Genomic DNA, 25,011 nt, shown 5'->3' with positions numbered 1-25,011 from the left:
GTGAGGCAATGACAGACGCGCGCGCATCCGACGGTTTCGTTCCCCTGCTGGTCGAGGGGTTCGACGGGCCGCGGGCCGGTTTCGGCGGGGAAGACGCGCTGCTGGCGGGCCTCAATCCGCAGCAGCGTGAGGCGGTGACCTACCGCGGGCAGGCGCTCCTCATCGTCGCCGGCGCGGGCTCGGGCAAGACGCGCGTGCTCACCCATCGCATCGCGGGGCTGCTCGGCAGCCGCGAGGCGTGGCCCAGTCAGATCCTCGCCATCACGTTCACGAACAAGGCGGCGAGCGAGATGCGTGAGCGTGTCACGGGGCTCGTGGGTCAGGCATCCGATGGCATGTGGATCTCGACGTTCCACTCCGCCTGCGTGCGCATCCTGCGGCGCGAGGCGAAGCAGTTCGGGTTCACCGAGAACTTCACCATCTACGACTCGGGCGACACGCGGGCCCTGCTCAAGCGCATCATCAAAGAGCTCGAGGCCGACACCTTCGGGTTCACGCCGGGCAGCGCGGGCGCGAAGATCTCGAAGCTCAAGAACGAGCTCGAAGACTACGAGTCCTACGCGCGCTCCGCCAACCGCGACGACCCCGCAGAGCAGGTGTTCCTGCAGATCTTCCGCGACTACTCGCGCGCGCTCAAGAGCGCGAACGCGTTCGACTTCGACGACCTCATTGCACAGACGGTCTATCTGTTCCGCGCCTTTCCGCGGGTCGCCGCGAACTATCAGCGGCGATTCCGGCACGTGCTGGTCGACGAGTACCAAGACACGAACCACGCGCAGTACTCGCTCATCCGCGAACTGACGAAACCCGTGCCGCCGCACCTCGTCGCCGAGCTGAGGGCCGAGGGCCTCTACGTCGAGAAGCTGACGGACCCCGACGGCGGGATTCCGGGGGCATCGCTCACGGTCGTCGGCGACTCCGATCAGTCGATCTATGCCTTCCGCGGCGCCGACATCCGTAACATCACCGAGTTCGAGCACGACTTCCCCGGCGCGAAGGTCGTGCTGCTCGAGCAGAACTACCGATCGACCCAGAACATCCTGTCGGCGGCGAACGCCGTGATCAGCAACAACTTCGACCGCAAGGCCAAGAACCTGTGGACCGACTCGGGCGACGGCGAGAAGATCATCGGCTACACCGGGTACTCGGGGCACGACGAGGCGCAGTTCGTCGCCGACGAGATCGACGCACTCCACCGCGGGGGCATGGCCTACAACGACATGGCCGTGTTCTATCGCACCAACTCGCAGACGCGTGCGCTCGAAGAGATCCTGATCCGCTCAGCGGTGCCCTATCGCATCATGGGGGGCACCAAGTTCTACGAGCGCGCCGAGATCAAAGACGCCATGGCGTACCTCATCTCGGTCGCGAACCCTGCCGACGAGCTCGCCGTGCGGCGCATCCTGAACACGCCGAAGCGCGGAATCGGCCCCGCGACGGTCACCCAGCTCGGCTCGTTCGCCGCCGACAACGGCATCACCTTCAGAGACGCCCTGCGCGCGGCATCCGATCTCGGTCTCGGGCCCAAGGTCACGGCGGCGATCACGAGGCTCTCCGATCTGCTCGACGAGTCGGCCGCGATGATCGACCCCGGCAACCCCGGCGGGGTGAAGCCGGTCGCAGAGGTCCTGACGCACCTGCTCGCCGGCTCGGGGCTGATCGATGCGCTGCGCAACTCGCGCGATCCGCAAGACGAGGCGCGCGCCGAGAACGTCGACGAGCTGGTCGCCGTGACGAAGGAGTTCGCCCGGAACAACCCCGGCGGCACCCTCACCGACTTCCTCACCGAGGTCTCGCTCGTCGCGGCCGCCGACGAGCTCGACGACTCCTCGGGCACCGTATCGCTCATGACGCTGCACACGGCGAAGGGCCTCGAGTTCGACGCGGTGTTCCTCACCGGCGTTGAGGAAGACCTGATTCCGCACCGCATGTCGGCCAACGAGCCAGGCGGCCTCGCCGAAGAGCGGCGACTGTTCTACGTCGGCATCACGCGTGCACGCAAGCGCCTCTACCTGTCGCTCGCGATGACGCGCGCCCAATTCGGCGACGTCAACGTCGCGATGCCGAGCAGGTACCTGCAGGAGATCCCCGGCGAGCTCGTCGACTGGCGCCGCTCCCCGTCGGCGGCCAACGGCCGCGACAACACCATGTCGCGCGCGCTGAACGCCCGCCGCCCGGGGTTCGGCAGCGACCGCGCGGCGCTCACCGCGGCGGCGCTCTCAAAGCCCAAGACCGAGTGGGCCAACAAGGTGACGGCGCAGGTGCGCGACAACAGCGGGCTCGAGCTCGCGCCCGGCGACCGGATCCGTCACGTCGACTTCGGCGAGGGCCGCGTTCAGGACGTCACGGGTGAGGGCGCCAAGCGCATCGCCCACGTGCAATTCGACGGCTCCGGTTTCAAGAAGCTCCTGATCAAGATCGCCCCGATCGAGAAGCTGCAGAACTGATCGTCGCGGCGCTCCGCGGCTCAGACCTCGGCGCGCCGATTGGCGCGGCGCACGAGGCGCGGCGGCTCGCCGCCGAGGTACGAGGCGACCGGGTCGACGAGGAATCCGTTGCTCAGCGCCTCGCGCCCCACCAGCATGCGGAAACCCATCGAGTCGCGCCGCGTGAGCGTCGCCTCGACAGGGAACGTGCGGTCGAGCATCCGTAATTCGATCAGCACCACGACGCGCTCCTGCAGGTGGCCGCTCGAGCTGCGCACCCGCCGCCGGTCGTGGACGGGCAACTCGACCTTCGCGCCGTCGCGCGAGCTGCGCTGCCAGGGATGCACCTCGAAGCGCACCCAGCGGCGATCGTCGCGCGTGAACTCGCGCAGGCCGAACGCGTGCAGAGCAGACGTCTGCGCGCCGGTGTCGATCTTCGCCTTGACCCACGGCACCCCGAGGCCGGGGAGCCCGACCCATTCTCGCCATCCGACCACGTCTGGTGTTGGATGACGGGGGACCATGCCGTCTATCCAACAGGAATACGAGTGAAGATCGCCATTTTGTCGCGCGCGCCGCGCAGCTACAGCACCCAGCGCCTGCGCGCCGCCGCCGTCGAACGTGGTCACGACCCGAAGGTGCTGAACACCCTGCGGTTCGCGATCGACCTGTCAGCCGAAGTCCCTGATCTGCTGTACCGCGGGCGCCAGCTCTCCGACTACGACGCCGTGATCCCGCGTATCGGCAACTCGATCACCTATTACGGCACGGCGGTCGTGCGCCAGTTCGAGCAGATGGACGTGTACACGCCGAACACGGCGAACGGCATCAGCAACTCGCGCGACAAGCTGCGCGCGAACCAGATCCTGTCCCGGCACGGTGTCGCCATGCCGCCGACGGCGTTCGTGCGCAACCGGGCCGACGTCGTCGCCGCCATCGAGCGCGTCGGTGGCGCACCGGTCGTGCTCAAGCTGATCGAGGGCACGCAGGGCATCGGGGTGATCCTCGCCCCCGAGATGAAGGTCGCCGAGGCGATCATCGAGACGCTGCAGTCGGCCAGGCAGAACGTGCTGATCCAGCGCTTCATCGGTGAGTCGCGGGGAAGCGATGTGCGCGCCCTGGTCGTCGGCGACCGCGTCGTCGCGGCGATGCGCCGCACCGCGAAGGGCGGCGAGTTCCGCTCGAACGTGCACCGCGGCGGGTCGGTCGAGCGGGTCGAGCTCGACGAGGAGTACGCGCGCACCGCCGTGCGCGCCGCGCAGATCATGGGACTCAAGGTCGCGGGCGTCGACATGCTCGAGAGCGAGCTCGGACCGCTCGTGATGGAGGTCAACTCGTCGCCCGGCCTCGAGGGCATCGAGACCGCGACCAAGCTCGACGTCGCCGGCGCGATCATCGACTACATCGCGAACCAGGTCGCCTTCCCGCAGATCGACGTGCGCGAGCGGCTCTCCGTGTCGACCGGCTATGGCGTCGCGGAACTCGTCGTGCACGGCGACGCCGATCTGGTCGGCTCGACCATCGGCGACTCCGGCCTGCGCGAACGCGACATCACGGTGCTCACCGTGCACCGCGGCACGCAGGTCATCCCGAACCCGAGCTTCCGCGAGCGACTCGAGGCGGAGGACCGGCTGCTGTGCTGGGGCCGGGTCGAGGAGATGCGGTCGATGATCCCCGAGCGGCCGAAGCGCCGGCCACGCGTCAAGAAGCTGCCGAAGCACCCGATTCCGCTCGAGGAATAGCGCCGCGGGACCCGCCGAAGCCCGCGTTCCGCACAGTGCACTGATTGGTCGGCCGGCCACAGTGCCGGGGTAGGCTGGGGTGCGGAATTGTCTCGATGTCGAGAGAAATGGATGACAGTGGATCTGTACGAGTACCAGGCCCGAGACCTGTTCGAGAAGTACGAGGTGCCCGTTCTGAAGGGCATCATCGCCGACACTCCCGATGAGGTGCGGGCGGCGTCCGAGACACTCGGCGGAGTGACCGTCGTGAAGGCGCAGGTCAAGACCGGCGGCCGTGGCAAGGCGGGCGGCGTCAAGGTCGCGAAGACCCCTGACGATGCGTACACGGCTGCGCAGTCGATCCTCGGCCTCGACATCAAGGGCCACGTCGTCAAGCGCGTCATGGTCGCGGAGGGCGCCGACATCAAGCAGGAGTACTACTTCTCCGTGCTGCTCGATCGGGCCAATCGCTCCTACCTCTCGCTGTCGTCCTTCGAGGGCGGCATGGAGATCGAAGAGCTCGCCGTCGAGCGCCCCGAGGCGCTCGCTCGCGTCGAGGTCAACCCGGCCGAGGGCCTGCCGCTCGAGAAGGCGAAGGAGATCGCGGTCGCCGCGAAGTTCCCGGCCGAGCTCGTCGACAAGGTCGCGCCGGTCTTCGTCAAGCTCTACAACGTCTACAAGGGCGAAGACGCGACGCTCGTCGAGGTCAACCCGCTCGTCTTGACCGGTGCGGGCGACATCGTGGCCCTCGACGGCAAGGTGTCGCTCGACGACAACGCCGCGTTCCGCCACCCCGAGCACGAAGCTCTGGTCGACGCATCCGCCGCCGACCCGCTCGAGGCGAAGGCCAAGCAGAACGACCTCAACTACGTGAAGCTCGACGGCGAGGTCGGCATCATCGGCAACGGCGCGGGCCTCGTCATGTCGACGCTCGACGTCGTCGCCTACGCCGGCGAAGCGCACGGCGGCGTGAAGCCCGCCAACTTCCTCGACATCGGCGGCGGCGCCTCGGCCGAGATCATGGCCGCGGGCCTCGACGTCATCCTCGGCGACCCACAGGTCAAGAGCGTGTTCGTCAACGTCTTCGGCGGCATCACCTCCTGCGTCGCCGTCGCCAACGGCATCGTGAAGGCCCTCGAGATCCTGGGCTCGGAGGCGAACAAGCCGCTCGTGGTGCGGCTCGACGGCAACCAGGTCGAGGAGGGCCGCGCCATCCTGACCGCCGCAAACCACCCGCTCGTGACCCTGGCCACCACGATGGACTCGGGCGCCGACAAGGCCGCCGAACTGGCGTCGAAGTAAGGACGGACAGAACGATGTCGATCTTCCTCAACAAGGACTCCAAGGTCATCGTCCAGGGCATCACCGGCGGCGAGGGCACCAAGCACACGGCTCTCATGCTGAAGGCCGGAACCCAGGTCGTCGGCGGCGTCAACGCGCGCAAGGCAGGCACCACCGTCTCGCACACCACGGCCGACGGGTCGCCGGTCGAATTGCCCGTCTTCGCCACCGTCGCCGAGGCGATCGAGAAGACCGGCGCCGACGTGTCGATCGCCTTCGTGCCGCCCGCCTTCTCGAAGGACGCGATCATCGAGGCCATCGATGCCGAGATCCCGCTGCTCGTGATCATCACCGAGGGCATCCCGGTCGGCGACAGCGCCGAGGCATGGGCGCACGCCAAGGCGAAGGGCAACAAGACCCGCATCATCGGCCCGAACTGCCCCGGCATCATCACGCCGGGCGAGTCGCTCGTCGGCATCACGCCGGCGAACATCACCGGCAAGGGCCCGATCGGCCTCGTTTCGAAGTCGGGCACCCTGACCTACCAGATGATGTACGAGCTGCGCGACCTGGGCTTCTCGACCGCGATCGGCATCGGCGGCGACCCCATCATCGGCACCACGCACATCGACGCGCTCGCCGCGTTCGAGGCCGACCCTGAGACGAAGGCGATCGTCATGATCGGCGAGATCGGCGGCGACGCCGAAGAGCGCGCCGCGGCCTTCATCAAGGAGAACGTGACGAAGCCCGTCGTCGGCTACGTCGCGGGCTTCACCGCGCCCGAGGGCAAGACGATGGGCCACGCCGGCGCGATCGTCTCGGGCTCCGCGGGCACCGCCCAGGCCAAGAAGGAAGCGCTCGAGGCCGCCGGCGTCAAGGTCGGCAAGACCCCGAGCGAGACCGCGCAGCTTCTTCGCGAGGTCTTTGCGGGGGCAAACGCGTAGCGAGCGGCACACATTCGCCCGAGGGGCACACGGTTTCGGTGAAATCGTGTGCCCCTCGCCCTTTTGGCTGCCCGCCGTCGCGAGTAGCTTGCGAGCCATGTCAAAGGTGACCCCGTTCCTCTGGTACGTCGACGGCGCAAAAGAGGCCGCCGAGTACTACGTCTCGCTGTTCGACGACGCGCGTGTGCTCTGGGTGCAGGGATTCCCCCAGGACGGCGCGATGCAGAGCGGCGTCTATACCCTGGCGTTCGAGCTCCAAGGGCGCGAGTACTACGCGATCAACGGCGGTGACGCGATCAAGCCGACCCCGGCGTTCTCCTTCTTCGTAGAGGTCGAGTCGCAGGCCGAGATCGACCGGCTGTGGGATGCGCTGATCGCCGACGGCGGTGCGCCGAGCCAGTGCGGCTGGCTGTTCGACCGGTGGGGCCAGAGCTGGCAGATCGTGCCGAAGCAGCTCTGGGACTTCTATGCATCGGACGATCGCGCCGCCGTGGACCGGACGGTGCGGGCGATGCTCGGAATGGCCAAGCTGGACCTCGGCGCGCTCCAGGCGGCATTCGACGGCTGAGGCCCCGAATGCGCCGAATGGACTCGGCTGCGCCGGGCGCTGCGACGCGGAGTGCACTTGAGTGCGTGCGGCTCACCTGAGCGCCACACGGCAACCCGGCGAGGCACCCGGGGCCGCGGGGAGCTCGCCGTTACCCTCGCCTCATGACCCGTCCTCTCGTCGTGTTCCTTGCCGCATTCGAGGCGGTGATCACGGCGGCGATCGGCATCGGCGTGGCCCTCGCGCCCCTGACGGTGGTGTGGGCGCTGCAGTACCACATGGAGACGAGCTGGGGCACGTTCTGGCGTGCGGCGGCGGATGCCTGGCTGCTCGGTCTCGGCGTCGACCTGCACGTCGACCTCGGGCAAGCGACCGCGCTGTCCCTCGGCCTTCCGGGGGCCGTCGCACCGTTCACCGTGACGATCGCGGCGCTCGGCGTCGCGCTGTTCACCTTCATCATGGGTGCGCGAGTGGGGAGGCGGGCCGCTGAGACGCCCTTCGTGCTGACCGGCGGCGTGGCATCCGTCGTCGTGTTCGCGCTCATCGCGTGGTTCGTCGCGCTCAGCGCGCAGACCACGATCGTCTCGCCTGCGTCCAAGCAGGCCGCGTTCATCGCCGGCCTCACCTTCGCCGCGGGCGTCGCGCTTGGCATCGGCCTCGACTGGGCGCGTGAGCGCGAGCACGTTCCGAGCTGGATCGCCCGACGCCTCGGCCCGACGGCGCGCGCGGTGGTGGGCGCCGCGGTGCGCGGTGCGGTCGGCTCGGTCGCGCTGCTCGTCGCGGCATCTGCTGTGCTTGTCGCTCTTCTGCTCGTCACCCACTTCGGCAAGGCGGTCGGCCTGTACGAGGCGTTGCAGTCCGGTTATCTCGGCGGGGTCACCCTGACGCTCGCCCAGGCTGCGTTCCTGCCGAACGCGATCCTGTGGGCGATGTCGTGGCTCATCGGCCCCGGCTTTGCGCTCGGCGGCGCGGTGCCCGTCGCGCCCGGCTCGGGGCTGTCCACCAGTCTGCCCGGGATCCCGCTGATGGCGATCGTGCCGCAGCACACGTCGGCGGTCGCGTTCGTCGCGCTCGCCGTTCCGGTGCTGGCGGCGGCGGTGATCGGATTCCTGACCCATCGCGCCCTGTCCGGCTCGCGCGCCGTCGCGGACGGGCCGCTCGAGCTCGCGCTCACCGCCCTCGGCGTCGCGATCATCGGCGGCGCGATCATCGCACTGCTCGGCTGGTGGTCGGGCGGCACGCTCGCGCCAGGGATGCTCGCGCACCTCGGGCCGGTGCCGTGGGCGGTCGGGCTGTTCGGCGGCATCGAACTCGGCGTCGGCACGGCCATCGGCCTGACGGCCGCCCATCTGCGCAATCAGTCGATGGAGTGGACTCCGCTCGCGCGGGCTGCGCAGCGCGAGGCGCCCGCCCCGGAAAAGGAACCCGTCGGACCGCCGGTAGGCTAGCGGGGTGCTCTCGGTCGTCGTGCTCATCTCCGGCGGCGGGTCGAACCTGCGTGCCCTGCTCGATGCCGCGGCCGACGCCGAGTTCCCCGCGCGGGTGGTCGCGGTCGGCACGGACCGCCCCGAGGCCGAGGGGCTCGAGCACGCCGAGGAGTTCGGCGTTCCGACGTTCGAGGTCGCGCTGTCGAGTTTCGGGTCCCGAGAGGCGTGGGGCGACGCGCTGCTGGAGCAGATTCAGCTGTGGCGCCCTGACCTCGTGATTCTGTCGGGCTTCATGCGCCTGCTGCCGCCGGCGGTCGTCGCCGCGCTCGCGCCGAATCTCATCAACACCCACCCGGCCTTCCTGCCGGAGTTCCCGGGGCCGCGCGCCGTGCGCGACGCGCTCGAAGCCGGGGCGAGTGAGAGCGGCGCCAGCATCATCGTCGTCGACAACGGTGTCGACACCGGGCCCATCATCGCGCGGGAACGCGTCGCAGTCGTGCCCGGCGACAACGAGACCACCCTGCACGCGCGCATCAAGCCCGTCGAGCGGCGCCTGCTGATCCAGGCCGTGCTCGACATCGCGAACGGAACGCTCGACCTCGCCGACGCGGCCCTGTCCGGGCGGCGCGCCATCACACCAGAGGAGTCCAGACCATGAGTGCACATGCCGCAGATCCGAGCCTCTACCGCGAGCGCGACGTGGTGCCCGTGCGCCGCGCCCTCATCTCGCTCTCCGACAAGACCGACCTCGAGGTGCTCGCGCGAGCGCTCGCCGATGCGGGCGTCGAGCTCGTCTCGACCGGGTCGACGGCGGCAAGCATCCGCTCGCTCGGCATCGAGGTGACCGACGTCGCGCACCTCACCGGCTTCCCCGAGTCGCTCGGCGGCCGCGTGAAGACGCTGCACCCGGCCGTGCATGCGGGGCTGCTCGCCGACCTGCGGCTCGAAGACCACGAGAAGCAGCTCGCCGAACTCGGCATCGCGCCGTTCGAGCTCGTGGTCGTCAACCTGTACCCCTTCAAAGAGACCATCGCGGCCGGCGCCGAGGGCAACGACGCCGTCGAGCAGATCGACATCGGCGGCCCGGCGATGGTGCGGGCGAGCGCCAAGAACTTCGCCAATGTCGCGGTCGTCGTCTCGCCGGGCTCGTACCCCGAGGTGATCGCCGCGGTGCGTTCGGGCGGCACGTCGCTCGCCCTGCGCGGGAACCTCGCCACGAAGGCGTTCCAGCACACGGCCGACTACGACGCGGCGGTGGCGGCGTGGTTCACCCAGCACGTCGCGGCGACGGATGGGGCGAACGCCAGTGCTGCAGACTCCGGCTTCTCCGCATCCGTCACCGTCACGGGCACCCTGCAGAACGTGCTGCGCTATGGCGAGAACGCGCACCAGGCGGCCGCGATCTACCTCGACGGCGCTCAGGGCGACCTGCAGTCGGGTACGGGCATCGCGCAGGCCGAGCAGCTCGGCGGCAAGGAGATGTCCTACAACAACTACACGGACGCCGATGCAGCCCTGCGCGCCGCGTACGACTTCGCCGAGCCCGCCGTCGCCATCATCAAGCACGCGAACCCGTGCGGCATCGCGAGCGCCGCGGACATCGCCGAGGCGCACCGCAAGGCGCACGCCTGCGATCCGGTGAGCGCGTACGGCGGCGTGATCGCAGCGAACCGCACGGTGACGCTCGCGCTGGCCCAGACGGTGAAGGGCATCTTCACCGAGGTCATCGTTGCCCCCGACTACGAGCCGGCGGCGCTCGAGCTGCTGCAGACGAAGAAGAACCTGCGCATTCTGAAGCTCCCCGCCGACTTCGCGCGGGCGCCCTACGAATACCGCCAGATCTCGGGCGGCGTGCTCGTGCAGCAGGCGGATGTCTTCCCCAGCGGCGCCCTGTCCGACGAGTGGCAGCTCGTCGCCGGTGAGGCGGCGGATGCTGCGACGCTCGCCGACCTCGAGTTCGCGTGGCGCGCGTGCCGGGCGGCGAAGTCGAACGCGATCCTGCTGGCTGCCGATCAGGCATCCGTCGGCGTCGGCATGGGGCAGGTCAACCGCGTCGACTCGTGCCGCCTGGCCGTCGAGCGCGCCAACACTCTCGCCGACGGCGCGGAACGCGCCCGTGGGTCGGTCGCCGCGTCCGACGCGTTCTTCCCGTTCGCCGACGGCGCGCAGATCCTGATCGATGCCGGGGTCAAGGCGATCGTCCAGCCGGGCGGCTCGATCCGTGACGACGAGGTGGTCGCCGCGGCCAAGGCCGCGGGCGTCACGATGTACGTCACCGGCGAGCGCCACTTCTTCCACTAAAAGAGACACACCTGAAACGACTATGACGATCCCCTGGAGCCGACGGCTCACCGCTTCCTTCCTGGCCGCGCTCGCGACGGCGCTCGTGGCGTTCGGCACCACCGAGCTCGCGATGTACATGGTCAACTCGCTGAGCCTGCAGGCGATCAGCTCGTACGCCCTGTACTTCGGCATTCCGGCGCTCGTGCTGCTCATCGTGGTGCTCTTGGCCGGCCTCATCGACTCGTTCTCGAGCTGGTGGGTCGCGCTGCTCGCGAGCCTCGTGGGCGGCCTGCTCGGAGCGGCGGTCGGCGGGCTCGTGACGGCACAGGGGCAGCTGGTGAAGTACCTCGACCAGGTCGTCGGCTTCTACCTGTTCTTCATCGTCGCCTCGACCGTGACCGGCGCACTCCTCGGCCGGCGGGTGTGGAAGCTCTGGATCGCGCGCCCTGCCTCTCGCGGCCGCGTCGTGTTCGTGCGGGTGCCCGCGTCGAACCTCGCCGAGGGACTCGTCACGCACATTCCGCGCACCCTGGTCGATCGCGACCTCGCCGACAAGCAGTGGGACGACTACGTCGCCGCCTTCGCCGGCTCGGGCTGGCAGACGGTCGAGGTCGCGCCGGCCGACAGGCTCGCGGACTCGGTCTTCGTCGAGGACACCGCGGTCGTGCTGTCGCGCTCGGTCGCTGTGCTGACCCGCCCGGGCGCCGAGTCGCGGCGCGCCGAGGTGGCTGCCGTTGGCGACAAGCTGCGCGAGCAGGGGCTCACGCTGTACGAGCTCGAGGCGCCCGGAACACTCGACGGCGGCGACGTCGTGCGGGTCGGCGACACGCTGTACGTCGGGCGCAGCGAGCGAACGGATGCCGACGGCATCCGTCAGCTGCGCGAGGTGATCGCCATGGCGGGGCTCGACCTCGCGGTCGTCGCGGTGCCGTTGCAGGGCGGCCTGCACCTCGGCACCTCGGCCGCCGCGCTGCCCGATGGCACCGTGCTGTACTCGAGTCCTGAGATCGACCCGAGCCTGTTCGGGCGTTCGATCAGGGTGCCGGTCGGCAACAGCGCGAACATCGTCGCGCTCGACGAGAAGACCGTGCTGGTTCCGGCGTCGTCCCCCGGCACGGCCGAGCTCGTCGCCGACCTCGGCTACACGGTGGTGAAGGTGGATCTGTCGGAGTTCGAGAAGATCGAGGGCTCTGCGGGCTGCCTGTCGATCCGGCTCTGAGGGATCGGTGCCGAGGGACCGGTGCTGAGCTGATCGGTGTCGAGCTGAATGCTCGCCGGCTCGCGGGCCGAGTTGCGTCGTGATTTTCCCCGACGTTCTCTTCGGCAACACTTGTCGTCGCGGCCGCTAGCGCGCTAGCCTGAGAATTCGCTTCGCGTGTGCGACGGGTCGCCCGGGAAGCGTTACGGAACGTAGTGCTGCTCGCTCAGGAGGCCGAAATGTATAACACCGCGCTTGACACGACGAACGTTGTCGCCGGTGTTGTCGGCCACCTCCACGCCGGGGTCGCTGCCGCCGGTCCGCAGTCCGCCCGCCGCGCCGGCTGACGACGTCGCCGCGTCAGCTCGCGGCATTCGCTTCTTCCCTGCTCGCGCATTCGCGCGTCATCTTCCGCCCCATCGACTGACGGCACCAGTGTCGGTGGCATGCGGAAGCATCGATGACAACTCCCACAAAGAATTGCCTGATTCATGTCTGCCCAAACCCAGCAACAGTCCCATTCGACCCCTCGGCACGAGAGCGGTGACGACCTCAGCACCTTCGCCTCGATCTCGCGCCTGTACCCCTACATGCGCCCGGCCATGCGCAGAGTCACGCTCGGCATGGTCGCCGCTCTGCTCGCGTCGCTCGTCTCGCTCGCGATTCCGCTCGTGCTCGAGCGCCTCGTCGACGGCACGCTGCTGCACCCGGGCGGCAACCGCATCGGGGTGCTCTACGCAGCGCTCGGCATCCTCGTGCTCGGCATCGCCGAGGCGGTGCTCATCTCGCTGCGCCGCTGGTTCGTGCTGACTCCCGGCACCAGGGTCGAGGCGACGCTCCGCAACAGCCTCTACGCCAGGCTGCAGAACCTGCCGGTGTCGTTCCACGACCGGTGGCCGAGCGGGCAGCTGCTGTCCCGCGCGGTGAGCGATCTGAACCTGATCCGTCGCTGGCTCTCGTTCGGGCTCGTTCTGTTCGTGGTGAACATCGTCACGATCGTCGTCGGCTTCGCGGTGCTGTTCTACTACCACTGGCTGCTCGCGATCGTCATGATCGTGCTCTCGATCCCGCTGTGGGTGGCGGGCTTCTTCTTCGAGCGGAAGTACCACGTCGTGGCGCGGCGCTCGCAAGACCAGCAGGGCGACCTGGCGACGGCGGTCGAGGAATCCGTGCACGGCATCCGCGTGCTGAAGGCGTTCGGTCGCGGGCGGCATGCGCTCGCGGGGTTCCGTGCGCAGGCAGAGCAGCTGCGCGGCACCGAGCTCGAGAAGGCGCGCGCGGTCGCCGGTCTGTGGCTGTGGCTGCTGATGGTTCCCGATGTCGCGTTCGCCGTTTGCCTCGCGCTCGGCGTGTGGCTGGTGTCGTCGGGTCAGCTGACCGTCGGCCAGCTGCTCGCGTTCTTCGCGACGGCCACCGTGCTGCGCTTCCCCATCGAGTCGATCGGATTCCTGTTGTCGATGACCTTCGACACGCGTACCGCGGTCGACCGGTTCTTCGACGTCATGTCGACGCCGAACGACATCGAAGACCCGGCGCAGCCGGCTCACATCGCCGAGCCGCACGGCGAGCTGGTGTTCGACGACGTGCACTTCCGCTACGAAGACGCGCCTGATCGCTTCCCCGACCTCGTCAACGGCATCGACCTCACGGTGCGCCCCGGCGAGACCATGGCGCTCGTGGGCCTGACCGGCTCGGGCAAGTCGACCCTCACGTCGCTCGTGCCGCGCCTCTACGACGTGACCGGCGGCGCGATCCGCATCGACGGCGTCGACATCCGCGATCTCACTCTCGAGGAGCTGCGGGCGCGGGTCGCCATGGCATTCGAAGACGCGACGCTGTTCTCGACCTCGGTGCGCGACAACGTGCTGCTCGGCCGCCCCGAGCTGCTCGGCGACGACCCCGCGACCGTGAAGGCGGCCGAGGCGCAGCTCGCCGAGGCGCTCGAGGTGGCGCAGGCATCGTTCGCGTACGACCTGCCCGAGGGCGTCGACACGAAGGTCGGCGAGGAGGGGCTCTCGCTCTCCGGCGGCCAGCGGCAGCGGCTCGCGCTCGCGCGTGCGGTCGCGGCGAAGCCGAGCATCCTGGTGCTCGACGACCCGCTGTCCGCGCTCGATGTCGACACCGAAGCGCGCGTCACCGAGCGCCTGCACCGGGTGCTCGACGGAACGACCGCCCTCATCGTGGCCCACCGCCCGTCAACGGTGATGCTCGCCGACCGCGTGGCGCTGCTCGAGAACGGGCGTGTGACCGATGTCGGCACCCACAGCGAGCTGCTCGCGCGCAACGAGCACTACAGCTTCGTGATCTCGTCGCTGGAAGAGGAGCTCTCCGGCGGCGCAGCACAAGCGTCGGATCTGAACAACAAGGGGGTGGACGCATGACTACTGTGACACTGACCGGCGTCGCCGGCGAAGATCGCAGCGACCTGTCGAAGGACGAGTCGCGTGCTATCCGGCAGCGTTCGATGCGCCTGCTCGGGTCGCTCATCGCGCCGATGAAGACGCGCGTGATCGTCACGCTGATCGTCGTCGTGATCTCGACGATCCTGCAGGTCGCCGGCCCCGCGCTGATCGGTATCGGCATCGACCAGGGCCTCGCCGCGCTGCGCTCGCATGACTGGGCGCCGCTCGCCTGGACTGCGCTGACATACCTCGTGACCGGTGTCGGCGGTGCGCTGTCGATCAGCTGGTACACGGTGTCGTCGGCTCAGATCAGCCAGGCGATCCTGATCGACCTGCGCACGCGCACGTTCCTGCACACCCAGCGCCTCAGCCTCGAGTTCCACGAGTCCTACACCTCGGGCCGCATCATCTCGCGGCAGACGAGCGATCTCGACTCGATCCGCGATCTGCTCGACTCGGGCATCAACCAGCTCGTGCAGGGCGTGCTCTACTCGGGGTTCATCGCGATCGCGATCTTCACGGTCGACTGGGTCTCCGGAATCGTGCTGCTGTGCTCGCTCGTGCCGCTGTATTTCCTGATCCGCTGGTTCCAGAAGCGCTCACAGATGTACTTCCGCATCCAGCGCGTTGCGTCGGCGAAGCTCATCGTGCACTTCGTCGAGACGATGACCGGCATCCGTGCGGTGAAGGCGTTCCGGAAGGAGCGCCGCAACGAGCGCGAGTTCGGCGAGCTCGTCGAGGACTACCGCGATGTGAACGCCAAGACGATCCAGTTGTTCGGAATCTTCGATCCGGGCCTGGTGATGATCGGCAACATCACCGTCGCGATCGCGCTGCTCATCGGCGGCTTCCGGGTCGCCGACGGCTCGCTCGCGATCGGCTCGCTGCTGTCGGTGCTGTTGTACGCGCGTCGCTTCTTCGACCCCATGGAAGAGATGGCGATGTTCTACAACTCGTATCAGTCGGCGGCGGCGGCGCTCGAGAAGATCTCGGGAGTTCTCGAAGAGCAGCCGAGCGTGCCCGAGCCCGAGCATCCCACGCGGCTCGACGGGGCCCACGGTCACGTGCGGTTCGCCGGCGTGTCCTTCCACTACAAGCCGGGGCGCGACATCCTGCCGCGCTTCGACCTCGATGTGCCGGCCGGACAGACGATCGCGCTCGTCGGCTCGACGGGCGCGGGCAAGTCCACGCTCGCGAAGCTCGTATCGCGCTTCTACGACCCGTCGGCCGGCGGCGTGTCGCTCGACGGCGTCGATCTGCGTCAGCTGTCGTCGGAAGATCTGCGCCGGGCGATCGTCATGGTCACGCAAGAGGCGTACCTGTTCTCCGGCTCGGTCGCCGACAACATCGCACTGGGCAAGCCCGACGCGACGATCGACGAGATCGTCCGGGCGGCGGAGGCGGTCGGTGCGCACCAGTTCATCTCGGCGCTGCCCGACGGCTACGACACCGACGTGAACAAGCGCGGCGGTCGCGTGTCGGCGGGGCAGCGGCAGCTGATCTCCTTCGCTCGGGCGTTCCTCGCCGATCCGGCGGTGCTCATCCTCGACGAGGCGACGTCGTCGCTCGACATCCCGAGCGAGCGGCTCGTGCAGCAGGCGCTGCAGACCCTGCTCGCGGACCGCACGGCCGTCATCATTGCGCACCGCCTTTCGACGGTCGCGATCGCCGACCGGGTCCTCGTGATGGAGCACGGCCGCATCGTCGAAGACGGCGCCCCCGTCGACCTCATCGGCGGCACGGGTCGCTTCGCCCAGCTGCACGCGGCCTGGCGCGACAGCCTCGTGTAGCCGCCGGTCGCGCGCGGTGGCGCACCCTCGCGCCCGGCCGCGCAAAGTGTGCCTGAATGGCGCAACTGTTGCCGTTGTATCGGGCACAGTTGCGCCATTCGGGCACAGTCGCGACGCTCAGACACACTGCGCGCGCTAGGGGCGCCAGAGGGCCTCGCGCATGGACACCCGGTAGTCGGCCGACCGATGGCGCAGGGGAGTGCCCTCGGAGCGGAAGTGCTCCAGGGCCTCGGCCTCGTGGCCGTCGGCCGGTCGGCCGTCGGCGTGCACGACGCGCCACCAGGGCACCTCGTGGCCGCTGTGCGCCATGACCTTGCCGACCTGGCGCGAGGCGCGCGACCCGAGCTCGGCCGCGATTGCGCCGTAGCTCATGACGAGGCCCGGCGGGATCTGGGCGACGAGGTCGAGCACGGCCTCGGCGAAAGCATCCGCTTCGAACTGCCCGGCGGCGTCGTACGCCCGCAGGGGGCGCCGATCGTCGTCAGAGGCGCGCGGCCGCGCCGCGGTCACAGCTCGCGCTTGCCGATCGTGTCGCCGTAGTCGGTGGTGCCGCTGCGTTCGAAGCCGGTGCGCAGGAAGAACGCCTCAGGGCCGTCTTCGCCGGGTTCCCAGATCACGTAGAGCGTGTCGAGGCCGCGCCGGCGCGCCTCATCGGCGAGCGCCTCGACGGCGAAGCGGCCGACGCCGCGGCCCTGGTCTTCAGCGTCGACGTTGATACGCCAGAGGATCGAGCGGAACTCCTCGCTCGGCGCCTCGGGGTCGAAGTCTGCCTGAATGAACGCGACGACGTCGTCGCCGTCGATGACGACCCGCTGCCACGACGTGGCCGGGTTGATGATGGCGGCGGCGGCCGAGTAGGAGACCGGCGTCACGTACTGCTCCTGGCCGGGCTTGAGGGAGAGCGCGTTGGCCGCGGCGATGTTGCTCGCGGAGAGGTCTTCCAGACGCAGGTCAGCCATGCCACACACACTAACGGGGCTCACGGATGCTGGATAGATGGCTTTGACCAGCATCCGCTCGTAGGGCGATAAATATCTCGACGTCGAGATAGTTCCGGCGAGCCTAGTAGGCTGTCGGTGGCTGAAAAACTTGGCATATTCCGACGTCTGGAGTCGCCCGCACATGAGCAAGATCATCTATACCCGCACTGACGAGGCGCCGCTGATGGCGACCTACTCGCTGCTCCCCATCATTTCCGCCTACGCCGCGAAGGCGGGCGTCGAGATGGAGACGAGCGACATCTCGCTCGCGGGCCGCATCATCGCGCAGTTCCCCGAGCGCCTCACCGACGAGCAGCGCGGGGCGGATGCATTGACCGAGCTCGGTCAGCTCGCCGAGGCCCCCACGGCGAACATCATCAAGCTGCCCAACATCTCGGCGTCGGTGCCGCAGCTCAAGGCGGCGATCGTCGAGCTGCAGGCTCTCGGCTACGACATCCCCGACTACCCCGAGTCGCCGTCGAGCGACGAAGAGAAGGACTTCGCGGCGCGCTACGACCGCGTCAAGGGCTCCGCTGTGAACCCCGTGCTGCGCCAGGGCAACTCCGATCGGCGCGCGCCGGGTGCGGTGAAGGCGTACGCCAAGGCTCACCCGCACTCGATGGGCACGTGGAATCCCGATTCCCAGACGGATGTCTCGACCATGGGTCACGACGACTTCCGGTCGAACGAGAAGTCGGTGACGATCCCCGCCGCCGACGTCCTGCGCATCGAGCACACCGCCGCCGACGGCACGGTCACCGTGCTGAAGGACAAGCTGCCGGTCCTCGAGGGCGAGATCATCGACGCGACGTTCCTCTCTGCGGCGAAGCTCGAAGAGTTCCTTGCAAGCCAGATCGAGGCGGCCAAGGCGTCGGGCGTGCTGTTCTCGGTGCACCTCAAGGCGACCATGATGAAGGTCTCCGACCCGATCATCTTCGGCCACGTGGTGAAGACGTTCTTCAAGCCGGTGTTCGACAGCTACGGCGCTGACCTCGCCGCGGCCGGCCTGTCGGCCAACGACGGCCTGGCTGCGATCCTCGCCGGTCTTGACGCGCTGCCGAACGGCGCGGAGATCCGGTCCGCGTTCGACGCGGCGATCGCCGCGGGTCCGAAGCTCGCCATGGTGAACTCCGACAAGGGCATCACGAACCTGCACGTGCCGAGCGATGTCATCGTCGACGCGTCCATGCCCGCCATGATCCGCATCGGCGGCCACATGTGGGGGCCCGACGGTGCCGAGGCGGACACGCTCGCAGTCATCCCCGACTCGTCGTACGCCTCGGTCTACAAGACGGCCATCGACGACTGCAAGGCGCACGGCAAGCTCGACCCCGCGACCATGGGAACCGTCCCCAACGTGGGCCTGATGGCCCAGGCCGCTGAGGAGTACGGCTCGCACAACAAGACCTTCGAGATCGCAGCGCCCGGCACGGTGCGCGTGCTGAACTCGGCGGGCGAGACGCTCATCGAGCACGAGGTCGAGGCCGGCGACATCTGGCGCGCCTGCCAGACCAAGCACGCGCCGATCATCAACTGGATCGAGCTCGCGGTGAGCCGCGCGCGCCTGTCCGGCATGCCGGCGATCTTCTGGCTCGACGAGACCCGCGCTCACGACGCCGAGTTGATCAAGAAGATCGACGCTCACCTTCCGACGCTCGACACCGAGGGCCTCGACCTCAGCATCCTCGCCCCGGCAGAGGCGACCCAGAAGTCTCTCGACCGCATCCGCAAGGGCGAGGACACGATCTCGGTCACCGGCAACGTCCTGCGCGACTACCTGACCGACCTGTTCCCGATCCTCGAGGTGGGCACCTCGGCGAAGATGCTGTCGATCGTGCCGCTGATGGCCGGTGGCGGCCTGTTCGAGACGGGTGCGGGCGGTTCCGCGCCGAAGCACGTGCAGCAGCTGGCCGCCGAGGACTACCTGCGGTGGGACTCGCTCGGCGAGTTCTTCGCGCTCGCCGCGTCGTTCGAGCACCTCGCGCAGCACGAGGGGAATGCCAAGGCCCAGGTGCTCGCCGACACGCTCGACCGCGCGACCGGCACGTTCCTCAACGAGGACCGCTCGCCGGGTCGCCGCCTCGGCACGATCGACAACCGCGGCTCGCACTTCTACCTCGCCCTGTACTGGGCGCAGGAGCTCGCGAAGCAGAGCGACGACGCCGAGCTTGCCGCGGCGTTCGCGCCGCTCGCCGAGACGCTCGCCGGCGACGAGGAGGCGATCGTCGCCGAGCTGATCGCGGTGCAGGGTTCGGCCGTCGACCTGGGCGGCTACTACCGCCCCGACGATGCCAAGGCATCCGCGGTCATGCGCCCCTCGGCGACGTTCAACCGCACGATCGACGCGTTCTAAGCGCTCGCGCTACACGCACAGCACCCCGCGCCTCAGATACGAGGCGCGGGGTGCTGCAGTTGTAGCGCCGGCGCGCGAGGCGGCGCGAGGCGGCGCGCGGCTGCGCTACCCCTTCACCGCGCCCGCGGACATGCCCGAGACGAGGTTGCGCTGAATGATGAGGAAGAAGACCACGACCGGGATCGAGAAGATCACCGACGCGGCCATCTGCCCGCCGTAGTCGGTGCCGGTGGTCGGCGTCGAGAACGAAGCGAGCCACACCGGCAGCGTGTACATGGTCTGCGTCTTCATGAACGTGTAGGCGGTCAGGTAGTCGTTCCACGCGAACACGAACGCGAAGATGCTGGTTGAGATCACGCCGGGCGTGACGAGCGGGAACAGCACCCGGAACAGGATCTGCCAGCTGCTGGCACCGTCGATCATCGCCGCTTCCTCGAGCTCGTAGGGGATCGCGAGGAAGAATCCGCGCATCACCCAGATCGAGAACGGCAGAACGGATGCCACATACGCCAGGATCAGGCCGAGGTAGCTGCCGATGAGCCCGAGCTGGTTGAACACCAGGAACGTCGGGATGAGGAGCGCCGTGCCCGGCAGCATCTGCACGCCGAGGATGAACACGAGGATCGTCCGGCGTCCGCGGAACTTGAAGCGCGAGAGCGCCGCCGAGGCGAAGATCCCGAAAATGACCGAGATGATCAGCGTGCCGAACACGACGATGATGCTGTTGCGGAGGTCGCCGAAGAAGTGCGACTGGAAGATCGCCGCGTGGAAGTTGCGCAGCGTGAACACGTGCGGCCAGAACTGCGGGGTCGGGGTCGTCACCTCGTAGGGCGGCTTGAACGCCGTGTTGACCATCCAGTAGACCGGGAAGATCCACACGAGCGCGAAGGCGATGCCGATCACCGTCGCGACGACGCGGCCGGGCCGCACGCGGCGGTGCCGTCGGATCGTTGTGGTGGTGGTCACAGTTCCTCCCCGGAGCGTACGAGCGAGCGGATGTAGAAGGCGGTGACGACGACGAGCAGTGCGGTCGTCACGATGGAGATGGCCGCGCCGTTGCCGATGTCGAAGCCGACGAACGCCTGCGTGTAGGCGTAGACGCCCAGCGTGGAGGTCGAGTTGTCCGGGCCGCCCTTCGAGATCAGCCAGATCTGGTTGAAGACGTTGAAGTCCCAGATGATCGACAGGATCGTCATGAGCAGCAGGGTCGGGCGCAGGAACTGGAGCGTGATCGTCCAGTAGATCCGCCATTCGGATGCGCCGTCGAGGCGTGCCGCTTCGAAGTAGGACTGGTCGACCTGGGTCTGCGCCGCGTACAGCGTGAGGGCGATGAACGGCACCGCCTGCCAGACGATGAGGGCCCAGATGGCCGTGAGCGCGAGCCAGGTGTTGGTCGTCCAGTTGATCGCGGTCACGTCCCCGAACAGGTGCGACTTCGTCAGCAGCCAGTTCACGACGCCGTAGCCGGGCTGGATCATCCAGCCCCACACGAGCGAGGAGGCGACGTTGGGCATGGCCCAGGCGCAGATGAGCACGAAGGTGAGCACCCAGCGCAGCCAGCCGCCCACTTTGCCGAGCAGCTGAGAGACGGCCATGCCGATGACGACGGATGCCGCGACCATCGCGCCGGTGAAGAACACCGTGCGAAGGAACGCCGCCCAGAACATTCCGTCGGTGAAGACGCGCTCGTACTGCTTGAGCCCGACGAAGTCGAACTCCCCCGTGAACAGCGACCGCTGGTCGAAGTCGGTGAACGAGGTGAACACCAGGAAGACGATCGGCACGACCGTGAGCGCGACGATGACGATGCCTGCCGGGGTGAGCAGCCACACGGGCATGAAGCGCGTGTCGCGAGCACGCGGACTCTGGCGCCGACGAGGCGGGCGTGACCGCCGCGGGGGTTCCGCGGCGGTCACGCGCTCGTCGACTGCGAACGGGGGCGCAGTTGAAGAACTCATTGTGTCGATGTCTTCGTGCCGGTGCGGCTACTGGCCGTTCAACACGGAGTTGAGGTGGTCGTCGAAGGTCTTCGCCGATTGCGCGGGTGTCTTCGCACCGGATGCGATGTCGGAGAAGAACTGCTGCACCGCGCCGTCGCCCTCGATGGTCGACCACTTGGCGGCTGCCGGCGTCGACTTGGAGTTCTGAGCGGCCGTGAAGAACGCCTTGTTGATGTCGGAGGCGCTCGATGCGGCCGCGCTTGCGAGCTGCGTGGTGACGGGAATCCAGCCCTGTCCGACGATCTGGTTCTGCTGAATCGACGTGCTCGCCGCGATCTTGACCCAGGTCTTGGCCAGGCCCGCGTTCTTGGACTTCGCCGCGATGCCCCAGTCAGACCCCGCCAGCATCACCGGCTGGTTCTTCCCGGAGACACCGGGGAAGGGGAAAGTGCCGAGGTCGCTCGCCGTGATCTTCGGGTTGTCCTGCGTGATCGCGCCGATCTCCCACGAGTTGCCGAGGATCGCCGAGGTCTTGTTCTGGGCGAAGATGTCCTTGTCCTGGTCGGGGTTTCCCGTTCCGTCGGTGTCGACCGTCGCAGAGGCCTTCGTCGAGTAGGTGTTCTGGAAGTTCTTGAACGCGGTCAGACCGGTGATGGACTGGGGGGACTCGAGGCCGCCCTTCCAGCTCGTGCCGGATCCGGTCGCGACGTCGCCGCCGGCGTCCCACACCCACTGCAGCCCGGCGTACCAGTACTTGCCCGGAAGGTAGAAGGGCGAGAAGTCGGAGGTGGTGCCGAACTTGGCCTTGACCTTGTCGAGGTCCGCGGTGAGGTCGGCGTACGTGGTCGGGGCGGCGGTGACGCCCGCCTCGTTCCACATCTGCTTGTTGTAGATGACGACGCGGGTCGCGGCGAATGCCGGAACGCCGTACAGCTTGCCGTCCACCGTGGCGGGGCCCTCGAGGCCCGCGAGCCACGTTCCACCCTGCTGAAGCTTCGACTTGTCCGCCGTCAGATCGAGCAGACCGCCCGACGCCGCAAAGCTCGGAACGTCGGTGTTGCCCAGTTCGATCACGTCAGGCGGGGTGCTGGTCGCGAGCGCGGTGGTCACCTTGGTGGCGATGTTGTCCCACTGCTGGGTCTCGACCTTCACCTTCGCCCCGGTCTCCTTGGTGAACTCGTCGTTGATGGCCTTCATCGTGGCGTCGGTCAGGTCGCCGGTCATGTTCCAGACGACGAGGGTCTTGCCTTTTCCGCTGGTGCTGAAGGAGGAATCCGAGCCTCCTGCGCTGTTCGAGCCGCCGCACGCTGTGAGTGCGAGAGCCGTGGCGACGCCGAGAGCGGCGAACGCCATGATGCGTGTTTTTCGCATGTGATGCTCCTAGGTGTTGAGGTGATTGCGGGATGGGTTGGGAATGGCGGCCCGGGTCACGAGACCCCGAGCTCGCCGGAGAGCACGAGGACGATCGCGCCCATGAGCACGAGGTCTTCGTCGCCGGACGCGGCACGCAGGTCGAGGCCGTTGCTCACGGCCGACATGGTGCGCGCCCTGATGGTCGCGCGGGCGCTCTCGATGAGAGGGCCGCCGATGAGCTCGGCGGGTCCCGACAGCACGACCAGGTTCAGGTTCAGGACTCCGAGCACAGGGCTGAGAGCGATGCCGAGCGCCCGGCCGGCGTCGCTCAGCACCTGATCACGCCCGTGAGCGTCGGTCGCGGCGATGCGGCGTCGGAGGTGAGGCACTGCGAGTGCGAGCTCGAGGCATCCGTTTCGCCCGCAGGCGCACTCTTCGCCGTCTTCATCGACGACGACGTGGCCGATCTCGCCCGCCGCGTACTGCTCGCCGCGGATGAGCGCGCCGTCGATGACCAGTCCTGCGCCGACGCCGTGCTCGACGCGGACCACCATGAGACTGTCGCCGCTGTTCTCACGCTCGCCGCCGCCGAGCGTGAAGGTGCGCACGCCCAGCGCGGCTGCGTTCGCATCGTTCGCGACGTAGACGGGGTAGTCGAAGGCGCGACGGATGCGCTCGCCGAGGTCGACGTCGTACCAGCCGAGGTTCGGTGCCTGCCGTACGACCCCCGTGCCGTCGACGATGCCGGGAGTGCCGACGCCGATGCCGAGCAGCGGCTCGGGCGACGCGCCGATGAGCGTCGCGACGAGGACCAGCACCTTCTCGATCGCCGCCTCGCCGCGAGCCCCGGACAGCGACTGCGCGACCTGGTGCGTGACCTCGCCGCGCAGGTCGGTGACGACCCCGGTGAAGCGGTCGTCGGGGGAGAGGTCGATGGCGATCATGCGAAACGCCGCCCTGTCGATGTCGACGAGGGTGGCGGGCTTGCCGGGCCGGGAGCCCTGGCGCTGGCCGAGCTCGTGCACGAGCCCGTCGCTCTGAAGCTCGGAGATCAGGTCGCCGACGGTGACGCGCGTGAGGCTCGACTCACGGGCCAGGTCGGCACGGCTCATCGGCCCCGTGTGGAAGAGGTGCTGCAGCACCAGTGCGCGATTGTGCCGCCGCGTGTGCTCAGGCAGCGACTTCGCGCCGAGACGGTGGGGGCGGGCGCTGGACGCGCCGCCCTTGGGCTGCTGAGTCTGTGGCGGCATGCGCTCTCCTCCCGTCCGGCGCCGTTGCTGACTGGTTTTGTTAGTACAGCTGCCTTACAAACAGAAGTCAAGCTTTCGTCGGTCACATCGGAATATCGCTTGTGTTTCATTCATGTGACTGTTTACCGGGCGTTGTCGTGCTGTGGCTTGCGCGGTCGCGCATTCGTAAGGTTAACTAACAAATATGAGGTTGGGGCTCGACATCGGCGGCACCAAGATCGACGCCGTTGCGCTCGATGCGGACGACGCGGTGCTCGCGCGCGTACGGATTCCGACGGGTTTCGGCCCGGCGGCCGTGCTCGGCAACGCGCAGTCGGCGGCGATTCAGGCGGCGGATGCCGCGGGTGTCGGTCCGGCGTCGTTCGCCTCGCTCGGCATCGGCATTCCGGGCCTGGTCGACGCGACGGGCGGCCTCGTGCGCCACGCCGTCAACCTCGGGGTCGACGAGCTCGACCTCGGCCCCGAGCTCGCCTCGCGGCTCGGTCTTCCCGTCTTCGTCGAGAACGACGTGAATGCGGCATCCCTCGGCGCCTACCACCTGCTCGGCCTCGACACCTCGGCGGCCTACCTCAATCTCGGCACCGGTCTCGCCGCCGGCTTCGTGCTGGGCGGCGAGCTGTGGCGCGGCGCGAGGGGAACGGCGGGCGAGATCGGGCACATCCCGGTCGACCCCGCGGGTGAGATCTGTGCGTGCGGGCAGCGCGGATGCCTGGAGACCGTCGCCTCCGGCGGCTGGCTCGCGCGGAAATGGGGGAGCGCGGCGCCGTTTCCCGTGCTCGACGTCTTCGACCGTGCCGACGACGGCGACGCGCGTGCGATCGCGTTGCGCGACGAGCTCGTGGGGGGAGCGGCGGCGGCCGTGCGCATCCTCGTCCTCACCGTCGACGTCGACGTCGTGGTCATCGGCGGCGGTCTCAGCAATCTCGGCGCGCGGCTGCTCGACAGGGTCGCGACCGCGCTCGACGATCAGGCCCGCGATTCGCAGTTCCTCGCGTCGCTCGAGCTGTCCTCACGGGTGCGACTCGTGCCTCTCGACCAGCCGATCGCCGCGATCGGCGCCGCTCTCGCGGGGCGCCCAGCGGGCGAATCGATCAGAATCTAAGGGAAGGACCTCCG

The 25,011-nt window shown here is 68.4% G+C and carries 21 protein-coding genes; 13 read left to right on the top strand and 8 right to left on the bottom strand.

All coding sequences use genetic code 11. From position 1 onward, the window contains the following. The first annotated feature begins 8 nt into the window (after positions 1 to 8). The gene (locus ACFOYW_RS03160) at positions 9 to 2,447 is read left to right on the top strand and encodes an ATP-dependent helicase (protein WP_390227188.1); all 2,439 of its coding nucleotides are present in this window, start codon (positions 9 to 11) and stop codon (positions 2,445 to 2,447) included. A 20-nt stretch (positions 2,448 to 2,467) separates the two neighbouring features. Here the strand turns inward: ACFOYW_RS03160 and ACFOYW_RS03155 are convergent, their stop codons facing one another. Further along, positions 2,468 to 2,950, bottom strand: a complete 483-nt coding sequence (locus ACFOYW_RS03155) for an ATP-dependent zinc protease family protein (protein ID WP_390227186.1) — start codon at positions 2,948 to 2,950, stop codon at positions 2,468 to 2,470. A gap of 24 nt (positions 2,951 to 2,974) precedes the next feature. On the opposite strand from ACFOYW_RS03155, the gene ACFOYW_RS03150 reads away from it, so the two are divergent. The 8 genes from ACFOYW_RS03150 to ACFOYW_RS03115 all read left to right on the top strand — a co-directional run bounded on the left by ACFOYW_RS03150 (position 2,975) and on the right by ACFOYW_RS03115 (position 11,848). Continuing rightward, entirely contained in the window at positions 2,975 to 4,168 is a 1,194-nt protein-coding gene (locus ACFOYW_RS03150) for a RimK family alpha-L-glutamate ligase (protein ID WP_390227184.1), read from the top strand. Between the two features lie 117 nt (positions 4,169 to 4,285). Beyond that, a complete protein-coding gene (gene sucC / locus ACFOYW_RS03145; RefSeq protein WP_390227361.1) occupies positions 4,286 to 5,449 on the top strand; it encodes an ADP-forming succinate--CoA ligase subunit beta in 1,164 nt (387 codons plus the stop codon). A gap of 14 nt (positions 5,450 to 5,463) precedes the next feature. Then, a complete protein-coding gene (sucD, locus tag ACFOYW_RS03140) occupies positions 5,464 to 6,372 on the top strand; it encodes a succinate--CoA ligase subunit alpha (RefSeq protein WP_390227183.1) in 909 nt (302 codons plus the stop codon). A gap of 97 nt (positions 6,373 to 6,469) precedes the next feature. Next, on the top strand, positions 6,470 to 6,940 hold the full coding sequence (locus ACFOYW_RS03135; protein ID WP_390227182.1) for a VOC family protein: 471 nt from the start codon (positions 6,470 to 6,472) through the stop codon (positions 6,938 to 6,940). A gap of 143 nt (positions 6,941 to 7,083) precedes the next feature. Beyond that, complete coding sequence (locus ACFOYW_RS03130) at positions 7,084 to 8,367, top strand: cell division protein PerM (protein ID WP_390227181.1); 1,284 nt, start codon at positions 7,084 to 7,086, stop codon at positions 8,365 to 8,367. A 4-nt stretch (positions 8,368 to 8,371) separates the two neighbouring features. After that, positions 8,372 to 9,004, top strand: coding sequence for a phosphoribosylglycinamide formyltransferase (purN, locus tag ACFOYW_RS03125; protein WP_390227180.1), 633 nt, complete (start codon positions 8,372 to 8,374; stop codon positions 9,002 to 9,004). Continuing rightward, complete coding sequence (purH, locus tag ACFOYW_RS03120; RefSeq protein WP_390227179.1) at positions 9,001 to 10,647, top strand: bifunctional phosphoribosylaminoimidazolecarboxamide formyltransferase/IMP cyclohydrolase; 1,647 nt, start codon at positions 9,001 to 9,003, stop codon at positions 10,645 to 10,647. Before purN ends, purH begins: the two co-directional genes overlap by 4 nt. Before the next feature lie 22 nt (positions 10,648 to 10,669). Beyond that, the gene (locus tag ACFOYW_RS03115) at positions 10,670 to 11,848 is read left to right on the top strand and encodes a dimethylarginine dimethylaminohydrolase family protein (protein WP_390227178.1); all 1,179 of its coding nucleotides are present in this window, start codon (positions 10,670 to 10,672) and stop codon (positions 11,846 to 11,848) included. A 182-nt stretch (positions 11,849 to 12,030) separates the two neighbouring features. Here the strand turns inward: ACFOYW_RS03115 and ACFOYW_RS03110 are convergent, their stop codons facing one another. Further along, on the bottom strand, positions 12,031 to 12,201 hold the full coding sequence (locus ACFOYW_RS03110; protein ID WP_390227177.1) for a hypothetical protein: 171 nt from the start codon (positions 12,199 to 12,201) through the stop codon (positions 12,031 to 12,033). 117 nt (positions 12,202 to 12,318) lie between these two features. Here ACFOYW_RS03110 and ACFOYW_RS03105 point away from each other — a divergent pair, with 117 nt between their 5' ends. Continuing rightward, positions 12,319 to 14,208, top strand: coding sequence for an ABC transporter ATP-binding protein (locus tag ACFOYW_RS03105; RefSeq protein WP_390227176.1), 1,890 nt, complete (start codon positions 12,319 to 12,321; stop codon positions 14,206 to 14,208). Next, positions 14,205 to 16,019 carry an ABC transporter ATP-binding protein gene (locus ACFOYW_RS03100; protein WP_390227175.1) on the top strand — a complete coding sequence of 605 codons (1,815 nt, stop codon included), beginning with the start codon at positions 14,205 to 14,207 and terminating at the stop codon, positions 16,017 to 16,019. Before ACFOYW_RS03105 ends, ACFOYW_RS03100 begins: the two co-directional genes overlap by 4 nt. Before the next feature lie 135 nt (positions 16,020 to 16,154). Here ACFOYW_RS03100 and ACFOYW_RS03095 read toward each other — a convergent pair whose 3' ends face one another. Both ACFOYW_RS03095 and ACFOYW_RS03090 read right to left on the bottom strand, forming a co-directional pair. Beyond that, positions 16,155 to 16,529 (bottom strand): MGMT family protein, encoded by a 375-nt coding sequence (locus ACFOYW_RS03095; RefSeq protein ID WP_390227173.1) that lies wholly within the window; start codon positions 16,527 to 16,529, stop codon positions 16,155 to 16,157. Continuing rightward, on the bottom strand, positions 16,526 to 16,978 hold the full coding sequence (locus tag ACFOYW_RS03090; protein WP_390227172.1) for a GNAT family N-acetyltransferase: 453 nt from the start codon (positions 16,976 to 16,978) through the stop codon (positions 16,526 to 16,528). Before ACFOYW_RS03090 ends, ACFOYW_RS03095 begins: the two co-directional genes overlap by 4 nt. 163 nt (positions 16,979 to 17,141) lie before the next feature. Here ACFOYW_RS03090 and ACFOYW_RS03085 point away from each other — a divergent pair, with 163 nt between their 5' ends. Continuing rightward, positions 17,142 to 19,352: an NADP-dependent isocitrate dehydrogenase gene (locus ACFOYW_RS03085; RefSeq protein ID WP_390227169.1), complete on the top strand. Its 2,211-nt coding sequence runs from the start codon at positions 17,142 to 17,144 to the stop codon at positions 19,350 to 19,352. 105 nt (positions 19,353 to 19,457) lie between these two features. Here ACFOYW_RS03085 and ACFOYW_RS03080 read toward each other — a convergent pair whose 3' ends face one another. From ACFOYW_RS03080 to ACFOYW_RS03065, 4 genes are all read right to left on the bottom strand, one after another. Continuing rightward, a complete protein-coding gene (locus ACFOYW_RS03080; RefSeq protein WP_390227168.1) occupies positions 19,458 to 20,318 on the bottom strand; it encodes a carbohydrate ABC transporter permease in 861 nt (286 codons plus the stop codon). Further along, positions 20,315 to 21,190 (bottom strand): carbohydrate ABC transporter permease, encoded by an 876-nt coding sequence (locus ACFOYW_RS03075; protein ID WP_390227167.1) that lies wholly within the window; start codon positions 21,188 to 21,190, stop codon positions 20,315 to 20,317. The genes ACFOYW_RS03080 and ACFOYW_RS03075 overlap by 4 nt, the downstream gene beginning before the upstream one ends. A gap of 147 nt (positions 21,191 to 21,337) precedes the next feature. After that, positions 21,338 to 22,663: an extracellular solute-binding protein gene (locus tag ACFOYW_RS03070; RefSeq protein ID WP_390227166.1), complete on the bottom strand. Its 1,326-nt coding sequence runs from the start codon at positions 22,661 to 22,663 to the stop codon at positions 21,338 to 21,340. 56 nt (positions 22,664 to 22,719) lie between these two features. After that, positions 22,720 to 23,895, bottom strand: a complete 1,176-nt coding sequence (locus ACFOYW_RS03065; RefSeq protein ID WP_390227165.1) for an ROK family protein — start codon at positions 23,893 to 23,895, stop codon at positions 22,720 to 22,722. A gap of 184 nt (positions 23,896 to 24,079) precedes the next feature. Between ACFOYW_RS03065 and ACFOYW_RS03060 the strand changes: the two genes are divergently transcribed. Continuing rightward, positions 24,080 to 24,997, top strand: a complete 918-nt coding sequence (locus tag ACFOYW_RS03060) for an ROK family protein (RefSeq protein ID WP_390227164.1) — start codon at positions 24,080 to 24,082, stop codon at positions 24,995 to 24,997. Positions 24,998 to 25,011: the final 14 nt, after the last annotated feature.

Source organism: Gryllotalpicola reticulitermitis (assembly GCF_042651345.1).
Classification (GTDB): domain Bacteria; phylum Actinomycetota; class Actinomycetes; order Actinomycetales; family Microbacteriaceae; genus Gryllotalpicola; species Gryllotalpicola reticulitermitis.
Note: the sequence above shows the minus strand (reverse complement) of the source record. Positions and strands in the feature narration are given on the sequence as shown.